Raw genomic sequence first — 16,771 nt, 5'->3', positions numbered from 1 at the left:
GGGCCGGCGGATGCGTTCAGTCGTCCGCCGATGTCCATTGGAAGCGCACGGCGTAGTCCAGCGTCGCGGTGCCGTTGGCGGGCACGTCGACACGGAATTCGAGCGTGTCCGGCGTCTGCCGCGCGGGCTTCTCGCTCGACGAAGTCAGCGTCCATTGCGTCCAGCGATTGGGATGTTCGATCACGCTGACAGTGCGGGCGTGGTCGCCGGTGTTAGTCAGGGTGACGTGGAAGCTTTCGTCGATGCGTCGCTGGGACTTCGAATACTCGAACGAGGTGCGCTCGCGCTTCGCGCGCAGATCGAATGCCGAGCCGAGTGTCAGGCGTACCTGCGCGTGCTTGGGCGTGTCGGCCACGGTGCCTTCGCCGATGAATTCCAGAGCGCCGTCTTTGTCGGCGGTCAGGACGCGCATGTGCCCTTCGGGGAGGGTGTCGGGTGCCTGGAATTGCAGCACGCTGAGAATACTTCCCTCGGTGGTGCCCGCGCCTATCGAGGGGTTGGTCATCGGTCGCGAAGGCGTCCAGGCATTGCCGTTCTCGAACGTCCAGGTGCGCTCGCAATCGATCATGCGGGGCGCGTAGAGCGGTGTCAGGGTGACGCTGTTGTCGGGCAAATCGACAGCGCCGGGAAGCGTGAAGGTACGGTAGGCGTCCAGCGTGCCCTGCTGCGGCATGGGTGCTTCCTTGGCGCGGGCACTCATCATGGCCGGGCGTGGTCCGATATAGCGGTTGTTTCCGATGTTCGGCTGGCCGGCGATCAGCTTGATGTCGGCATCGTCCCAGTCGCGTCCGCTGCGGTTGGCGATGCTGGCCTGCGCACGCAGGCGCATGCGGCAGCTGTTGCCGGACTGCAGGGTCGCGGTGTAGGCGGCGCGCCAGCCGAGGCCGTGAGTGGGGTAGGTCAGTACGGCGTCGCTGTGACCATCGTCGTCGGCCTGGGTGCGCACGATCAGGCGCGAGCCGCCGCCGATCTCGCCGTTGAGCAGTTTGACCGCGCTGTACTGCCGGACCACGGTCGGGCCGAACACATCGCCGCCGATGACCAGGCTTCCATCCTCGCCGACGCTTTCCAGTTGCCCCTGCACCAGGGTTTGTCCGTTGTCGCCGATCACGGTGACACGCTTGCCAATCTGGCCGATCAGCGCACCGTTGTGGCCCTGCGCGAGCAGCAGGCGCTGGGACAGCACTTTCACGTGGCCGGAACCGAAGCTCAGAGTGACGGCTTCCGGCTCGATGTAGCTGGGCAGATTGCCGATGGCAAGATCCTGCGTGCCCTTGGCGTAGCCGATGTTGCGTTGTTCGCGGACGACGGCGTACCCGCTGTTGACGGCGTTCTGCCCGGCCTGGAAGAGGTTATTGTCGTTGCTGCGGTAGAGCGTGATGTCCGGGCCGTTTGCGGCCAGCGCGACGGGGGTGACGAGCACGCCGGCCAGAGCCAGCGAGAGCAGGGCGCGATGCATGATGGCAACCTCCGATGTGGACCGGCGCCCATCATAGCGGGCCGGGCTGAATCGGGGGTGTGCCGATGGGCGGGTCCGCAGGCTCCGGGCGCGGCGCTGCGGGCCGCGCGGATCGAGGTGTTCTCAGGCAGGATTCTCGACCGCCTTGCGGAGGGCGTCGGGCAGCGCCACCGAAGTGCCCTTGGCGGGATCGATCCATACCAGTGTGACACGCCCGTCGCAGTACAGGCGTTGGTCCTCGCCGTCGACGATGCGGTGTCCAAGGGTCATCGAGCTGTTGCCCACGCGTTCGCAGAACAGCTGAATCTCGACCTTGGCCGGCCAGTGGATCGGCGCGCGGTAGTTCAGTTCGCTGGCCGCCATCACCGGTTTGGCGTGGTCGTTCATCCAGTTGCCGGGGATGTGCCGCAGCCAGTCCAGGCGCGCCTGCTCCAGGTAGGTCAGGTACATCGCGTTGTTGACGTGGTTGAAGGCGTCCAGGTCGCGCCAGCGCACTTCGATCGGGGCGGTGAACAGCGGGGTGGGGGTGGCTTCGGTCATGCGCGTTTCCGTGGCTTTGCGGTATTCTTTGCGGCTTTCTTCGCGGTCTTCTTCGCCGCGGGCGCTTTCTTCAGGTACGGCTTGAGGAAGCGGCCCGTGTGCGAGGCCTTGTTCGCGGCGACGTCCTCGGGCGTACCGTCGGCAATGATGCGTCCGCCGCCGGCGCCGCCCTCGGGGCCGAGGTCGACGATCCAGTCGGCGGTCTTGATGACATCCAGGTTATGCTCGATCACCACCACCGTGCTGCCGTTGTCGACCAGCTGGTGCAGCACGTCTAGCAGCTGCTCGATGTCGTGGAAGTGCAGGCCGGTGGTCGGCTCGTCGAGGATGTACAGGGTGCGTCCGGTGTCGCGCTTGGACAGCTCGCGCGACAGCTTCACGCGCTGCGCTTCGCCGCCCGACAGCGTCGTCGCGCTCTGGCCCAGCTTGATGTAATCGAGGCCTACCGCGCGCAGCGTCTGCAGCTTGCGCGCGATCACCGGCACCGGCTCGAACAGCTCCAGGGCATCCTCGACGGTCATCTCCAGCACGTCGGCGATGGTGTGGCCCTTGTAGAGGATCTCCAGCGTCTCGCGGTTGTAGCGCTTGCCGTGGCAGACGTCGCAGGGCACGTAGACGTCGGGAAGGAAGTGCATCTCGACCTTGATCAGGCCGTCGCCCTGGCAGGCCTCGCAGCGGCCGCCGCGTACGTTGAAGCTGAAGCGGCCCGGTTTGTAGCCGCGCGCGCGTGATTCGGGCACCTGCGCGAACAGTTCGCGCAGCGGCGTGAACAGGCCTGTGTAGGTGGCCGGGTTGGAACGCGGCGTGCGGCCGATCGGCGACTGGTCGATGTCGACCACCTTGTCGAACAGGTCCAGCCCCTCGACGCTTTCGTACGGCGCCGGTTCGGTGCTGGCGCCGTTGAGTTCGGCGGCGACGAGGCGGAACAGGGTGTCGTTGATCAGTGTCGACTTGCCCGAGCCGGACACGCCGGTGACGCAGGTGAACAGCCCGGCGGGGATGTCCAGATCGACCTTCTGCAGGTTGTTGCCGGACGCGCCGCGCAGGCGCATCCACAGTTCGTCATCCGGTTGCCGCCGCTGTTCGGGCACTTCGATGGCGCGCTGTCCGGAGAGGAACTGACCGGTCACGGACCGCTCGGATGCGAGCACGTCCTCGAGCTGACCCTCGGCGACGATCTCGCCGCCGTGCACGCCGGCACCCGGTCCGATGTCGAGGATGTGGTCGGCGGCGCGGATGGCGTCCTCGTCGTGCTCGACCACGATCACGGTATTGCCCAGATCGCGCAGGCGCGTCAGCGTGCCGAGCAGGCGTTCGTTGTCGCGCTGGTGCAGGCCGATGGAGGGCTCGTCGAGCACGTACATCACGCCAACCAGGCCGGCGCCGATCTGGCTGGCCAGGCGGATGCGCTGGGCTTCGCCGCCGGACAGCGAGTCGGCCTTGCGGTCCAGGGTCAGGTAGTCCAGGCCGACGTCGACCAGGAACTTCAGGCGCTCGCGGATTTCCTTGACGATCTTGGTCGCGATCTCGCCGCGCCAGCCGTCCAGTTTCAGTTGGTCGAAGAAGTGTTCGGCGGCCTCGATGGAATCGGCGCCGATCTCGGGCAGCGTGCGTTCGTCGACGAACACGTTGCGCGCGGAGCGGTTCAGACGCTGACCGCCGCATTCGGCGCAGGGTTTCTCGGCGATGTAGCGCGACAGCTCCTCGCGCACGGCCGAGGATTCGGTCTCGCGGTAGCGGCGCTCCAGGTTCGGCAGGATGCCTTCGAAAGCGTGCTCGCGGGTGACCTTGCCGCCGCGCTCGGTGAGGTAGCGGAAGGCGATGGACTCGCCGCCGGAGCCATGCATGACGGCGTCCTGCACCTTCTTCGGCAGTTCGCTCCAGGGCGTGTCGACGTCGAAGCCGTAGTGCTTGGCCAGCGACAGGATCAGCTGGAAGTAGTGCGCATTGCGGCGATCCCAGCCGCGCACCGCGCCGCCGGCCAGCGACAGCTCGGGGTGGCGCACCACGCGCGCGGCATCGAACACCTGGTTCACGCCCAGGCCGTCACAGGCCGGGCAGGCGCCGATCGGCGAATTGAACGAGAACAGGCGCGGTTCCAGCTCGGGCAGGGCGTAGTCGCAGATCGGGCAGGCGTAGCGCGAGGAGAACAGGTGCTCGTCGGCCTTGGGGTCGTCCAGATCGGCGACGATGGCCAGGCCGTCGCCCAGGCGCAGCGCGGTCTCGAACGATTCGGCCAGGCGCTGCTTGAGTTCCTCGCGCGGGCGGAAGCGGTCGATCACCGCCTCGATGGTGTGCTTCTTGCGCAGTTCCAGCGGCGGCACGCTGTCCAGATCGTGGACGTGGCCGTCGACGCGGGCGCGCACGAAGCCCTGGGCGCGCAGCTGCTCGAAGATCTGCGCGTGCTCGCCCTTGCGCTCGCGGATCACTGGCGCCAGCAGCATCCAGCGTTTGCCGGTGTCCAGTGCCAGGGTGGCGTCGACCATCTGGCTCACGGTCTGCGCCTCCAACGGCGTGCCGTGGTCCGGGCAGCGCGGGCTGCCGACGCGGGCGAACAGCAGGCGCAGATAGTCGTGCACCTCGGTGATGGTGCCGACGGTCGAGCGCGGGTTGTGCGAGGTCGCCTTCTGTTCGATGGAAATTGCCGGCGACAGGCCCTCGATGCTGTCGACATCGGGCTTCTCCATCATCGACAGGAACTGCCGTGCGTATGCCGACAGCGACTCGACATAGCGACGCTGGCCTTCGGCATACACGGTGTCGAAAGCCAGTGAGGACTTGCCCGAACCGGACAGACCGGTGATCACGATCAGTTTGTCGCGAGGCAGGTCCAGATCCAGGTTTTTCAGGTTGTGCGTGCGCGCACCGCGAATGCGGATGGGACTCATGCGGTGTTCCGGAAAGGTGGAGTAGGTGATGGCCGACACCGGAGATGCGGCCGAACCGGTACTATATCAACGCGATGTCGTCGCACGTTCTGCGACGATGCAGCCGAATTCACTCAATGGAGAGACCGCATGAAAGCCTTTTCCGCGTCCGGCATGGCCGCCGCCCTGATCCTTTCCCTCGCGACGGCCGGCGTGGCCCAGGCCCAGCCCAAGCAGGCCACGGCCGCGCAGGTGCGCCAGCTGCTGGAAGTCACCGGCAGCGGCAAGATGATGCACGGCATGATGGAGCAGATGAACAGCCGCATGGCCTCGTTCATGGAACAGGCGCTGCCCTGCGTGCCGGCCAGCTACTGGCAGGATTTTGCCGGTCCGAAGGCCGAGCAGGACATGATCAACAAGCTGGTGCCGGTCTACCAGAAGCACTTCACGCAGAGCGACATGACCGGTCTGCTGAAGTTCTACCGCACCCCGCTGGGCCAGAAGGTCATCCACGAGATGCCCGAGACCATGCGCGAATCCATGCAGATCGGCCAGTCCTGGGGCAAGAATCGCATGCAGGCGATGGTCGCCCAGCTGAAGAAGGACGGCACCATCTCCGCCGACGGCAAGTGCCCGGCGACCAAGCCGGACGCCAAGACCGGCAAGTGACCCGCGGCGTCGTCCGTCGTCCCTGGGCGGCGGACGACATGCCCACGGGAATCAGGGGCTTGCGCGCGAATGTGGTGAAACGCTAGAATCGCGGGTTCGCGCAAGACGCGAAACCAACCAAACGGGGCAAAGCGATCCGCGAGACCCCGGAAGAAAAACTACAGAAGGATCCCATCATGTACGCAGTCATCAAGACCGGCGGCAAGCAGTACCGCGTGATGCAGGGCGAATACCTGCGCGTGGAGAAGCTCGACGCCGAAGTGGACAGCACCATCGAATTCGACCAGGTCCTGCTGGTCGGCGAAGGCGAGAACGTGACGGTCGGCGCGCCGGTCATTGACGGCGCCAAGGTCAGCGCGAAGGTTCTTTCGCACGGCCGTGGCAAGAAGGTCCGTATCATCAAGTTCCGCCGCCGCAAGCACCACATGAAGCAGCAGGGCCACCGTCAGTATTACACCGAAATCGAGATCACCGGCATCGCCGGCGGCTCGAAGTAAGAGGAGTCAGACACCATGGCACATAAAAAGGGCGTAGGTTCCAGCCGTAACGGCCGCGACTCCAACCCGAAATACCTGGGCGTGAAGATCTACGGCGGCCAGGCAGTCGAGGCCGGCAACATCATCGTGCGTCAGCGTGGCACCAAGTTCCACGCCGGCACCGGCGTCGGCCTGGGCCGCGACCACACGCTGTTCGCGCTGGTCGACGGCAAGGTCGAGTTCAAGACCCGCGGCGAGAAGAATCGCAAGTTCGTGAGCGTCGTCCAGGGCTGATTGCCCGGACATCGCCATCGACGCGACAGAGCCCCGCCATGCGCGGGGCTTTTGTTTGCAGGTCCTGCGAGGAGCATGAGTGGCGGGGAGTCGGCGAGACCGGCTTCGCGAGCACCGGCTTCCGAACAGTTCCGCGGTCCCGATGTGTTCGCGTCACGTGTGCCCTATGATCGAAGCTTGTGCATTCGGTTCCGTGGCGCATGTCGGCGGATTCCCCTTTCCCGATTGAGCATTCCCAGCCGTCCAATGAAATTCGTCGATGAAGTCAAAATTCGGGTCAAGGCCGGCAACGGCGGCAACGGCTGCGTCAGCTTCCGCCGGGAGAAGTACATTCCCTTCGGCGGTCCAGACGGCGGCGATGGCGGCCGTGGCGGCTCGGTGTGGCTGGAGGCCGATGAAGGCCTGAACACGCTGATCGACTTCCGCCATCAGCGCGTGTTCAAGGCGCCGCGCGGCCAGGACGGCATGGGCAGCCAGATGTACGGCAAGGGCGGCGAGGACATCGTCGTGCGTGTGCCGGTCGGCACCGTCGTCACCAACGTCGAGACCGACGAGGTCATCGGCGATCTGACCACGCACGAGCAGCGCCTGCTGGTCGCGCAGGGTGGCAAGGGCGGCCTCGGCAACATGCATTTCAAGAGCTCGGTCAACCGGGCGCCGCGGCAGTCCACGCCGGGAACCGTGGGCGACGAGCGCGAGCTGAAGATGGAGCTGAAGCTGCTGGCCGACGTCGGCCTGCTGGGCTTCCCCAATGCCGGCAAGTCGACCTTCATTCGCGCCGTCTCCGCGGCGACGCCGCGCGTGGCCGACTACCCGTTCACGACCCTGCATCCCGGGCTGGGTGTGGTGCGCGTCGAGGCCGACCGCAGCTTCGTGGTGGCTGACATTCCCGGCCTGATCGAGGGCGCGGCCGAGGGTGCGGGGCTGGGCATGCAGTTCCTGCGTCACGTGGCGCGCACGAGCCTGCTGCTGCATCTGGTCGACATGGCGCCGATGGATGGCAGCGACCCGGTGGAGCAGGTGCGCGCCATCGAGGCCGAGCTGGAGCAGTTCGATCCCGAGTTGCTGCAGCGCCCGCGCTGGCTGGTGCTGAACAAGGCCGACCTGTTGCCGGAGGACGAGCGCGCGGCCCGTGCGCAGGAGATCGTCGATGCGCTGGGCTGGACGCAGCCGTGGTTCCTGATTTCCGCCGTGGGTCGCGAAGGCACGCGTGAGGTCTGCCTGCAGGCGCAGCGCTTTTTCGATGCACGGCGCGAGCAGGAGCGCGAGGCCGCCGAGGCGCGCGATGATGTGCGCATGCGCGGCGAGGGTGGTGCGGAGCCGCGTTCGTGAGCCTGGTTTCGGTGCGTGGTCGTCAGATTCTGCCCGTGCGCCGGGCAACAAAAAAGCCGGCGCAAGCCGGCTTTTTCGCACGCGTGCTGAAGGCTGAATCAGCCCAGAGCGTGGATCTTCGCGTTCAGGCGGCTCTTGTGGCGAGCGGCCTTGTTCTTGTGGATCAGGCCACGCGAGGCGTAGCGATCCAGCAGCGGCGCGGCGTTCTGGAACGCTTCGGTCGCAGCCGCCTTGTCGTTGGCTTCGATCGCCTTGACGACCTTCTTCAGGGCAGTGCGCATCATGGAGCGCGCGCTGGCGTTGCGCATACGCGACTGCTCGGACTGACGCGCGCGCTTCTTTGCGGACTTGATGTTGGCCAAGGGATGACTCCGAATCTGTTGGCGTGGAAAAAGACGCTAATTATGGGGCGAGATTATAGTGCCGTCAATGGCTTGGTGGCTACTTCCGTGTGCGCGGCAGGGGAGCTGCTGGCATGAAAAAGCATAGTCTGTTGCGTGGCGTGCTCTCGTTCAGCAGCGTGACCATGCTGTCGCGCGTATTCGGCCTGATCCGCGACATCGCCATCAACACGGCTTTCGGCGCCAATGCGGCCACGGATGCGTTCTGGGTGGCGTTCCGCATTCCCAATTTCATGCGCCGGCTGTTCGCCGAGGGCTCGTTCTCGACGGCCTTCGTGCCGGTGTTCACCGAAATCAAGGAAACCCGTTCGCACGAGGATCTGCAGGCCCTTGTTCGGCGCGTGTCGGGCACGCTGGGCGGCGTGCTGTTGGTGGTGACCGCGCTGGGCATGTTCTTCGCGCCGCAGGTGGCCGCGCTGTTCGCGCCGGGTTCGATCGACCAGCCGCACAAGCTGGACCTGACCATCGATCTGCTGCGGCTGACGTTTCCGTTCCTGTGGTTCGTGTCGATGACAGCCATGGTGGCGGGCGCGCTGAACAGCTTCGACCGGTTCGCCATGCCGGCCTTCGCGCCGGTGCTGCTGAATCTGTGCATGATCGCCGGTGCGGTGTGGCTGGCGCCGCGGCTGCAGGTGCCGATCATGGCGATGGGCTGGGCGGTGATGGCCGGCGGCGTGGTCCAGTTGGCGTTCCTGGTGCCCTCGCTGCGCCGGATCGGTCTGCTGGTGCGGCCACGTTGGGGCTGGGGGCATCCCGACGTGCGCAAGATCATGCGGCTGATGCTGCCGACGCTGTTCAGCTCGTCGATCTACCAGGTCAATCTGCTGCTGGACACGGTGATCGCCTCGTTTCTGCTGACCGGCTCGCAGAGCTGGCTGTCGCTGTCCACGCGCTTCCTGGAGTTGCCGCTGGGTGTGTTCGGCGTGGCGCTGGGAACGGTGATCCTGCCGGCGCTTTCGCGTCATTTCGTCGACAAGGACGGCGATGGCTACTCGCGCTCGCTGGACTGGGGGCTGCGCATCGCCCTGCTGATTGCGCTCCCTGCGATGCTGGCCTTGCTGTTGCTGGCCATGCCGCTGATCGCGACGCTGTTCCAGCACGGCAAGTTCAACGCCTTCGACACCCATATGGCGACGCTGTCGATCATGGCCTTCGTGTCCGGACTGCCGGCGTTCGCGCTGGTCAAGGTGATGCTGCCGGCGTTCTATTCGCGCCAGGACACGCGCACGCCGATGCGCATCAGTGTGGTGGTGCTGGTCGCCAACATGGCGTTCGCGCTGACGTTCATTGCCGTGCTGTACCAGTGGTGGGCGCCGGTGAGCCTGAAGCAGGGCAGCTGGCTTGATGGCATCGCGCAGGTGCCGGGCCTGCACATGGCGCTGGGTATCGCCAGTGCGTTGTCGAGCTACATCCAGTTGGCGCTGCTCTGGCGCGGCTTGCGTCGCGCGGGAGTCTTCCAGCGTCAGCCGGGCTGGCTGCGGCATCTGGGGCGCGTGGTGTTCGCCTGCGCGGTCATGGGAGTGGTGTTGTGGCTGGGGCGCGAACACTGGGCCGGGTGGACGACTGAGTCGTCCTGGATGCGTATCTGGCATCTGGCGGCGCTGGTCGCGGCGGGCGCGGCGGCCTACGCGGGAAGCCTGTTCGTGGCGGGCTTCCGTCTGCGCGACCTGCGCGGTGCATGAGGGGCGAATCATTTCCGGGCGCGGTTCCGGCATGCGCCGGGCTGGACAGGGCCGCTATACTGGCTCGATGACTGAGCATCACCGGGATGTCGCCGGGCCGTGCGTGGCCCCGGGCGGCAGTGTCGTCACCGTTGGCGCGTTCGACGGGCTGCATCGCGGCCATCGCGCGCTGCTCGCGCGCGTGCGCGAGCGTGCGGATGCGCTCGGCGTGGAGGCCGTGGCGATCAGCTTCGAGCCGCTGCCGCGCGCGTTCTTCTCGCCCGAGCCGGTGCCGCGCCTGGCCTCGATGCGCGAGAAGCTGGAGGGGCTGCGGGATGCGGGCATGGATCGTGTGCTGCTGCTGCGCTTCAACCGGGCGTTGACGGCGATGCCGGCCGAGCAGTTCGTGCGGGACGTGCTGGTGCGGCGCGTGGCCGCGCGCGAAGTCTGGGTCGGCGGCGATTTCCGCTTCGGACACAAGCGCGGCGGCGATTTCGCGCTGCTCGAGCGCATGGGTGCGGAGCACGGCTTTGCGGCGCGGGCCATGCCGGTGCAGCAGATCGACGGCCTGCAGGTTTCCTCGAGCGCAATTCGCAAGGCGCTGGCGGACGGCGATTTCGCCCACGCCGGGCGGCTTCTGGGTCGCTCGTTCGCGATGAGCGGGCATGTGGTCGAGGGCGAGAAGCTGGGCCGCACGCTCGGATATCCGACGGCGAACGTGCCGCTGGGCCGGCGTGTGACGCCGTTGCAGGGCATCTTCGCGGTTCGCGTGGATCTGCCCGATGGCCGCTCCGGCTTGCCGGGCGTGGCCAGTCTGGGCGTGCGACCGACCGTGAACCGCCTGCCGCAACCGTTGCTGGAGGCGCATCTGTTCGACTTCGACGAGGAGATCTACGGGCATCGCATCCGCGTCGAGTTTGTGACGCACCTGCGCGACGAGGAGAAGTTCGACGACCTCGATGCGCTGGTCGTGCAGATGGATCGCGACGCCGCCGCGGCACGTGCCGCGCTCGGCATCGCGCCGGTCGAAGGAGCCTGAAACCCACGATCGGGCTTGCCTTGCGCAGGCGCGTCGTCAAAGATGCCGTTTCGTTTATTCCACATTGTCCGTTGTCGACGATGCAGGAATCTGCCCTGATTGAGCACAAATCACACCGACCCGGATTCGAGTTGTCGATGAGCAAGGACTATAAGAGCACCATCCATCTGCCGCAGACGGACTTCCCGATGCGCGGCAACCTGCCCAAGCGCGAGCCGGCCTGGCTGGACGAATGGGCGAAGGTCGACCGCTACGCGCAGATCCAGCAGCACACCGCGGATCGCAAGCGCGTGTTCGTGCTGCACGACGGCCCGCCGTACGCCAACGGCGCGATTCACATCGGTCACGCCGTCAACAAGGTGCTCAAGGACATTGTGGTCAAGTCGCATCTGCTGGCCGGCTACCGAGCGCCGTACGTGCCGGGCTGGGACTGCCACGGCCTGCCCATCGAGATCGCAGTCGAGAAGAAGCACGGTAAGCCGGGTGACAAGCTCAATGCCGCCGCCTTCCGCCAGAAGTGCCGCGAGTACGCGGCCGAGCAGGTCGATCAGCAGCGCGAGGGCTTCAAGCGTCTGGGTGTGCTGGGCGACTGGGACAAGCCGTACCGCAGCATGGACTTCCGCTTCGAGGCGGACATGTTGCGCGCGCTGGCGCGCATCTACGGCAACGATCACGTGGTGCGGGGCTTCAAGCCGGTGCACTGGTGCTTCGACTGCGGCTCGGCACTGGCCGAGGCCGAGATCGAATACGCCGACAAGCGCTCGCCGGCCATCGACGTGGCCTACGATGCGCTGGACCCGAAGGGCTTCGCTGCGCTGTTCGGCGTCGAATCGGGCGATGCCATCGTCGCCATGCCGATCTGGACCACCACGCCGTGGACGCTGCCGGCCAGTCTGGCGGTCAGCGTCGGTCCCGAGCTGGACTACGTGCTGATCGAGGGCGCGGCTCGTGACGGCCGTCGCGTGCTGCTGGCCGTCGCCGAGGCGCTGGCCGAATCGGTCGCGACCCGCTATGGCGTCGAGTCTGTGACGATCCTCGGCCGGGCGAACGGCGCGCAACTGGAGAATCAGCTGCTGGCGCATCCGTTCTACGAGCGCGAGATCCCCGTCATCCTCGGCGACCATGTGTCGGCCGAGGACGGCACCGGTGCGGTGCATACCGCCCCCGGCCACGGTGCCGACGACTTCAGCGTCTCGCGCCGCTACGGTCTGGTCGACCGCTACCCGGCCAACGTGCTGAACCCGGTCGACGCGCGCGGCGTGTACCTGCCGGGCACGCCGTTGTTCGAGGGGCAGCACATCTGGAAGGCCAATGCGGGCATCGTCGAGCTGCTGCGCGAACGCGGCAAGCTGCTGGCCTTCGTCGAGATCGAGCACAGCTATCCGCATTGCTGGCGGCACAAGACGCCCGTGGCGTTCCGTGCCACGCCGCAGTGGTTCATCAGCATGGACAAGGAAGGTCTGCGCGACACCGCGCTGACCGCCATCAAGGGCGTGCGCTGGGTGCCGTCCTGGGGTCAGGAGCGCATCGCCGGCATGGTCGAGGGCCGTCCCGACTGGTGCATCTCGCGCCAGCGCACCTGGGGCGTGCCGATCGCCTTGTTCGTGCACAAGCAGACGCAGGAACCGCATCCGGACAGCATCGAACTGCTGGAGCAGGTCGCGCAGCGTGTCGAAAAGGACGGCATCGACATGTGGGATACGCTCGATCCGGCCGAGTTGCTGGGCGACGAGGCGAGCGAGTACGAGAAAGTCACGGACGTGCTCGACGTGTGGTTCGATTCCGGCGTCACCCACGCCTGCGTGATCGACCAGCGGCCCGAGTTGCAGGCCGGCGATGCCGAGGAATACCGCGTCATGTATCTGGAAGGCTCGGATCAGCATCGCGGCTGGTTCCAGTCCTCGCTGCTGACCTCGGCGGCGATGCACGGTCGTGCGCCGTACGACTTGGTGCTCACGCACGGTTTCACGGTCGACCAGAACGGCCGCAAGATGTCCAAATCGCAGAGGAACGTTGTGGCGCCGCAGAAGGTGTCTGACTCGCTCGGCGCCGACATCCTGCGCCTGTGGGTGGCCGCGGCCGACTACCGCAACGAGATGGCCGTCTCCGACGAGATCTTCAAGCGCGTCGCCGACAGCTACCGCCGTATCCGCAACACCTGCCGCTTCCTGCTCGGCAACCTGGCCGGCTTCGATCCGAAGCACGATCTGCTGCCGGTGACGCAGTGCCTGCCACTGGATCAGTGGGCGCTGCAGGTGGCGCACGACGTGCAGCAGGCCGTGACCGGCGCCTACGAGCGCTGCGATTTCCCGGAGATCGTGCAGCGCGTGCAGAATTTCTGTACCAACGAGATGGGCGCGCTGTACCTGGACATGACCAAGGACCGCCTGTACACCATGCAGGCCGACAGCCTGGGCCGCCGTTCGGCGCAGAGCGCGATGTACCGCATCCTCGAGGCGCTGGTGCGCTGGCTGGCACCGGTACTCAGCTTCACGGCCGAGGAAGTGTGGCAGCACATGCCGGGCGAGCGCGGCGAGAGCGTGCTGTTCGAGACCTGGTACGACAGTCTGGCGGCGGAGCAGGGCAGTGCCGAGCAGCGCCGCTTCTGGAGCGACCTGCTGGATATTCGCGAGACCGCCTCGCGCGTGCTCGAAGGCATGCGCAAGGCCGGTGACATCGGCGCTTCGCTGCAGGCCGAGATCACGCTGTATCTGGATGCCGATCTACTGGATCGCTACGCGGACATGGCCAAGGAGCTGCGTTTCTTCTTCATCACCTCGGACGTCAAGCTGGCGGCGCTGGATGCGCGCGGCGAGGGCGCCGTGCGCGTGGAGCTGGACGAGGGTGAGGCCTGGGTGGCGGCTGCGCCGAGCACGGCCGCGAAGTGCGTGCGCTGCTGGCACCACCGCGAGGACGTCGGCAGCCACGCGGAGCATCCGGAATTGTGCGGGCGCTGCGTGCAGAACGTGGACGCCGGCGGCGAGGAGCGGCGCTGGTTCTGACCAGTGCACGAAGTGAACGGATGAAACGATGCGGGCGTGCAGTGCGTGCCCGTGACGCAAGGACCATGCAGGACAGGCGATGAGCAAACTGCCCAAACCCAATGCGCTGAGCTGGCTGTGGCTGACCGCCGCGGTCATCGTGCTCGACCAGCTGAGCAAGTACTGGGTGCTTTCCAGCATCCATCCTGGCCAGCAGGTGCCGGTGATTTCCGGGTTCTGGTACTGGACGCTGGCCTTCAACAAGGGGGCGGCCTTCAGCTTCCTGGCCGACGGTAGCGGCTGGCAGCGCTGGTTCTTCACCGGGCTGGCGCTGGTCATCAGTGCCGTGCTGGCGGTGTGGATGGCGCGCACGCCGCGCCGCGACTGGCGCACGGCGCTGCCGCTGGCGTTGATCATCGGCGGAGCGCTGGGCAACCTCATCGACCGTCTGCATGCCGGGCAGGTGACGGATTTCGTGCTGCTGTACTTCGGACGCTGGGCCTACCCCGCGTTCAATCTGGCCGATTCGTCGATCTTCGTCGGGGCGGTGCTGCTGATCGGTTTCGGCATGTTCGGCGGTCCCGCGCACCGCTCCAAATAGTCCGCGAGGCTGAACGGCCGCATCCGGCTCCCTCTGTGGCTGCAGTACACTAGGGCATGCCCGTTCCGGTGTGTGCGGCGTCAATCGGCCATCACGATCCAGGTTGTTTCATGGACATTCTTCTCGCCAATCCACGCGGCTTCTGCGCCGGCGTGGACCGTGCCATCGCCATCGTCGAACGCGCGCTGGAATCCTACGGCGCGCCGATCTACGTGCGTCACGAAGTGGTGCACAACCGCTACGTGGTCGACAACCTCAAGCGCAAGGGCGCGGTGTTCGTCGACGAGCTGCACGAAGTGCCGGACGACGCCACGGTGATCTTCAGCGCGCACGGCGTGTCCAAGGCCGTGCGCGAGGAGGCCGACGCGCGCAAGCTGAAGGTGTTCGACGCGACCTGTCCGCTGGTTACCAAGGTGCACATGGAGGTCGCGCGGCTGGGGCGGCAGGGGCGCAGCGTGGTGCTGATCGGTCACGCCGGTCATCCCGAGGTCGAGGGCACCATGGGGCAGTGGAATCCGGCCAACACCGGCGAGATCCTGCTGGTGGAATCGGTCGGCGATGTGCAGGCGCTGGCGCCGAAGACTCCCGGGAACCTGGCCTACGTCACGCAGACGACGCTGTCGGTCGACGACACCAAGGCGATCATCGCCGCCCTGCGCGAGCGCTTCCCCGACATCGAGGGGCCGCGCAAGGACGACATCTGCTACGCCACGCAGAATCGACAGGATGCGGTCCGTCGGCTGGCCGACGCCGTCGATGTGATGCTGGTGGTGGGATCGGTCAACAGCTCCAATTCCAATCGCCTGCGCGAGCTGGCCCAGAAGGAGGGCACGCCCTCGTACCTGATCGACGGCGCGGAGCACATCGAGCTGTCCTGGCTCGAGGGTGTCTCGCGCGTCGGGGTCACTGCCGGCGCCTCGGCACCCGAGAATCTGGTACAGGAAGTCATCGCCTGGCTGCGTTCGCACGGCGGCGACAGCGTGCAGGAACTGGACGGTGAGCCGGAGAGCATCACGTTCGCGCTGCCGCGCGAACTGCGCCAGATCAGCGCATAGCAAGAAAACAGGTGGATTCGTGCGATTCCGGCTTGCGTCATCGCGCCGGTCCGCCTAGAATTTCGCCTCTTTGCCGCTGCCGTTGTAGCTCAGTTGGTAGAGCAACTGATTCGTAATCAGTAGGTCGGAGGTTCGACTCCTCTCAACGGCACCACCCGAAAAGGCCTGCAAGTCATTGTGGGCCTTTATTTTTTTCTAATCCGCAGCATCAGGCCTTGCTAGACAAAGCGGGGCGTGAGAGGGTGAAAGGTACAATTTAGGTACAGTTCAACGCAGCGGAGGCTCGCATGGCGACCATCGTTCGAACGCCGGCAAAGCACTGGAAAGCCGTCATACGGAAGCAGGGCTGGCCCACCACGACCAAGACGTTCCGCACGAAGCGTGACGCCGAGGACTGGGCCAGGCGAGCCGAAGACGAAATGGTTCGCGGCGTTTTCATCGAGCGTGGGTCTTCCGAACGTACAGTTTTCGCCTCGGTGCTGGACCGCTACCTGAGCGAAGTCACGCCGACCAAGCGTCCAGCGACCCAACGAACCGAGCGCGAGCGGTCCGTGCCGTTGAGGGAGTACTTCGGCAAGTACTCCCTGGCGGCCATCAATGCGGATCTCGTGGCGAGGTACAGGGATATGCGCCTGGCCACGCCGCATGCCCGCAGGAAGGCCGCGCCCGGGCAGCCCACGCCGACCCTGTCCCCTTCGACGGTCCGGCTCGAACTGGCGCTCCTGAGTCATCTGTTCACCACCGCCATCCGCGAGTGGGGCCTCGGGCTGCATCAGAATCCGGTAGCCAACATACGCAAGCCCTCGCCGAGCGAGGGCCGGGACAAGCGGATCACCAAGGGCGAAGAGGAGGCGCTACTCGCCGCCTTGGCGAGGCAGTCCAATCCCATGGCGCTCTGGATCGTCCAGATCGCCGTGGAGACCGGTATGCGCTCATCCGAGATACTCGGGCTGCGTCGGGACCAGGTGGACCTCAGGAAGCGTGTGGTGCGCCTCAGGGACACCAAGAACCGCACATCGAGGACGGTGCCCCTCTCGAGGCGCGCTACCCGTGTGTTGGAGGATGCTCTTGCCAACCCAACTCGACACAGGGGCTGTGCGTTGGTGTTTTTCGGCGAGCCGGGCAGGGACGGTGTACGCCGCCCCTACAACTTCAAGAAGGCCTGGGAAGCGGCCCGTATCGAGATCGGTCGGGAAGATCTCCACTTTCATGACCTGCGACACGAAGCTGTCAGTCGCTTTGTCGAACAGGGATTGAGCGACCAGGAAGTGGCTGCCATCAGCGGACACAAATCCATGCAGATGCTGAGGCGGTACACCCGTAAGCTTCCCCTCTAGCGAGACACCGCAAAAGTAGAACTTTCTGGCATGGTTCACCCACCAGGAGGTTCCATGAA

At 66.0% G+C, this 16,771-nt stretch carries 14 protein-coding genes and 1 tRNA gene; 11 read left to right on the top strand and 4 right to left on the bottom strand.

Going from position 1 to position 16,771, the window contains the following annotated elements; translation table 11 throughout:
- Positions 1 to 16: 16 nt before the first annotated feature.
- From BTJ49_RS09345 to uvrA, 3 genes are all read right to left on the bottom strand, one after another.
- Positions 17 to 1,459 (bottom strand): DUF4139 domain-containing protein, encoded by a 1,443-nt coding sequence (locus BTJ49_RS09345; protein ID WP_113065135.1) that lies wholly within the window; start codon positions 1,457 to 1,459, stop codon positions 17 to 19.
- A 123-nt stretch (positions 1,460 to 1,582) separates the two neighbouring features.
- Complete coding sequence (locus tag BTJ49_RS09340) at positions 1,583 to 1,999, bottom strand: thioesterase family protein (protein ID WP_343125526.1); 417 nt, start codon at positions 1,997 to 1,999, stop codon at positions 1,583 to 1,585.
- On the bottom strand, positions 1,996 to 4,887 hold the full coding sequence (gene uvrA, locus BTJ49_RS09335) for an excinuclease ABC subunit UvrA (RefSeq protein WP_113065371.1): 2,892 nt from the start codon (positions 4,885 to 4,887) through the stop codon (positions 1,996 to 1,998). The genes BTJ49_RS09340 and uvrA overlap by 4 nt, the downstream gene beginning before the upstream one ends.
- A gap of 129 nt (positions 4,888 to 5,016) precedes the next feature.
- On the opposite strand from uvrA, the gene BTJ49_RS09330 reads away from it, so the two are divergent.
- The 4 genes from BTJ49_RS09330 to cgtA all read left to right on the top strand — a co-directional run bounded on the left by BTJ49_RS09330 (position 5,017) and on the right by cgtA (position 7,637).
- A complete protein-coding gene (locus tag BTJ49_RS09330) occupies positions 5,017 to 5,535 on the top strand; it encodes a DUF2059 domain-containing protein (RefSeq protein ID WP_113065134.1) in 519 nt (172 codons plus the stop codon).
- Between the two features lie 176 nt (positions 5,536 to 5,711).
- Positions 5,712 to 6,032, top strand: a complete 321-nt coding sequence (gene rplU, locus BTJ49_RS09325) for a 50S ribosomal protein L21 (RefSeq protein WP_113065133.1) — start codon at positions 5,712 to 5,714, stop codon at positions 6,030 to 6,032.
- A 15-nt stretch (positions 6,033 to 6,047) separates the two neighbouring features.
- Positions 6,048 to 6,305, top strand: a complete 258-nt coding sequence (gene rpmA / locus BTJ49_RS09320) for a 50S ribosomal protein L27 (RefSeq protein ID WP_113065132.1) — start codon at positions 6,048 to 6,050, stop codon at positions 6,303 to 6,305.
- 246 nt (positions 6,306 to 6,551) lie between these two features.
- Entirely contained in the window at positions 6,552 to 7,637 is a 1,086-nt protein-coding gene (gene cgtA / locus BTJ49_RS09315) for an Obg family GTPase CgtA (RefSeq protein ID WP_113065131.1), read from the top strand.
- A gap of 98 nt (positions 7,638 to 7,735) precedes the next feature.
- On the opposite strand, the gene rpsT is transcribed toward cgtA, so the two are convergent.
- The gene (rpsT, locus tag BTJ49_RS09310; protein ID WP_113065130.1) at positions 7,736 to 7,999 is read right to left on the bottom strand and encodes a 30S ribosomal protein S20; all 264 of its coding nucleotides are present in this window, start codon (positions 7,997 to 7,999) and stop codon (positions 7,736 to 7,738) included.
- Positions 8,000 to 8,112: 113 nt separating this feature from the next.
- Here rpsT and murJ point away from each other — a divergent pair, with 113 nt between their 5' ends.
- The 7 genes from murJ to BTJ49_RS09275 all read left to right on the top strand — a co-directional run bounded on the left by murJ (position 8,113) and on the right by BTJ49_RS09275 (position 16,712).
- Positions 8,113 to 9,720, top strand: a complete 1,608-nt coding sequence (gene murJ, locus BTJ49_RS09305) for a murein biosynthesis integral membrane protein MurJ (protein WP_113065129.1) — start codon at positions 8,113 to 8,115, stop codon at positions 9,718 to 9,720.
- 67 nt (positions 9,721 to 9,787) lie between these two features.
- Positions 9,788 to 10,738, top strand: coding sequence for a bifunctional riboflavin kinase/FAD synthetase (locus BTJ49_RS09300; protein ID WP_113065128.1), 951 nt, complete (start codon positions 9,788 to 9,790; stop codon positions 10,736 to 10,738).
- Between the two features lie 137 nt (positions 10,739 to 10,875).
- Positions 10,876 to 13,740, top strand: coding sequence for an isoleucine--tRNA ligase (gene ileS / locus BTJ49_RS09295; protein WP_113065127.1), 2,865 nt, complete (start codon positions 10,876 to 10,878; stop codon positions 13,738 to 13,740).
- A 79-nt stretch (positions 13,741 to 13,819) separates the two neighbouring features.
- Positions 13,820 to 14,320, top strand: coding sequence for a signal peptidase II (gene lspA / locus BTJ49_RS09290; protein ID WP_113065126.1), 501 nt, complete (start codon positions 13,820 to 13,822; stop codon positions 14,318 to 14,320).
- 110 nt (positions 14,321 to 14,430) lie between these two features.
- Positions 14,431 to 15,375 (top strand): 4-hydroxy-3-methylbut-2-enyl diphosphate reductase, encoded by a 945-nt coding sequence (gene ispH / locus BTJ49_RS09285; RefSeq protein WP_113065125.1) that lies wholly within the window; start codon positions 14,431 to 14,433, stop codon positions 15,373 to 15,375.
- Positions 15,376 to 15,453: 78 nt separating this feature from the next.
- Positions 15,454 to 15,529 (top strand) — tRNA-Thr (locus BTJ49_RS09280).
- A 133-nt stretch (positions 15,530 to 15,662) separates the two neighbouring features.
- Positions 15,663 to 16,712 (top strand): site-specific integrase, encoded by a 1,050-nt coding sequence (locus BTJ49_RS09275; protein WP_113065124.1) that lies wholly within the window; start codon positions 15,663 to 15,665, stop codon positions 16,710 to 16,712.
- Positions 16,713 to 16,771: the final 59 nt, after the last annotated feature.

Source organism: Oleiagrimonas sp. MCCC 1A03011 (assembly GCF_003267965.1).
GTDB classification, from domain to species: Bacteria; Pseudomonadota; Gammaproteobacteria; order Xanthomonadales; family Rhodanobacteraceae; genus Oleiagrimonas; species Oleiagrimonas citrea.
This window is presented reverse-complemented; position numbering and strand designations above follow the sequence as displayed.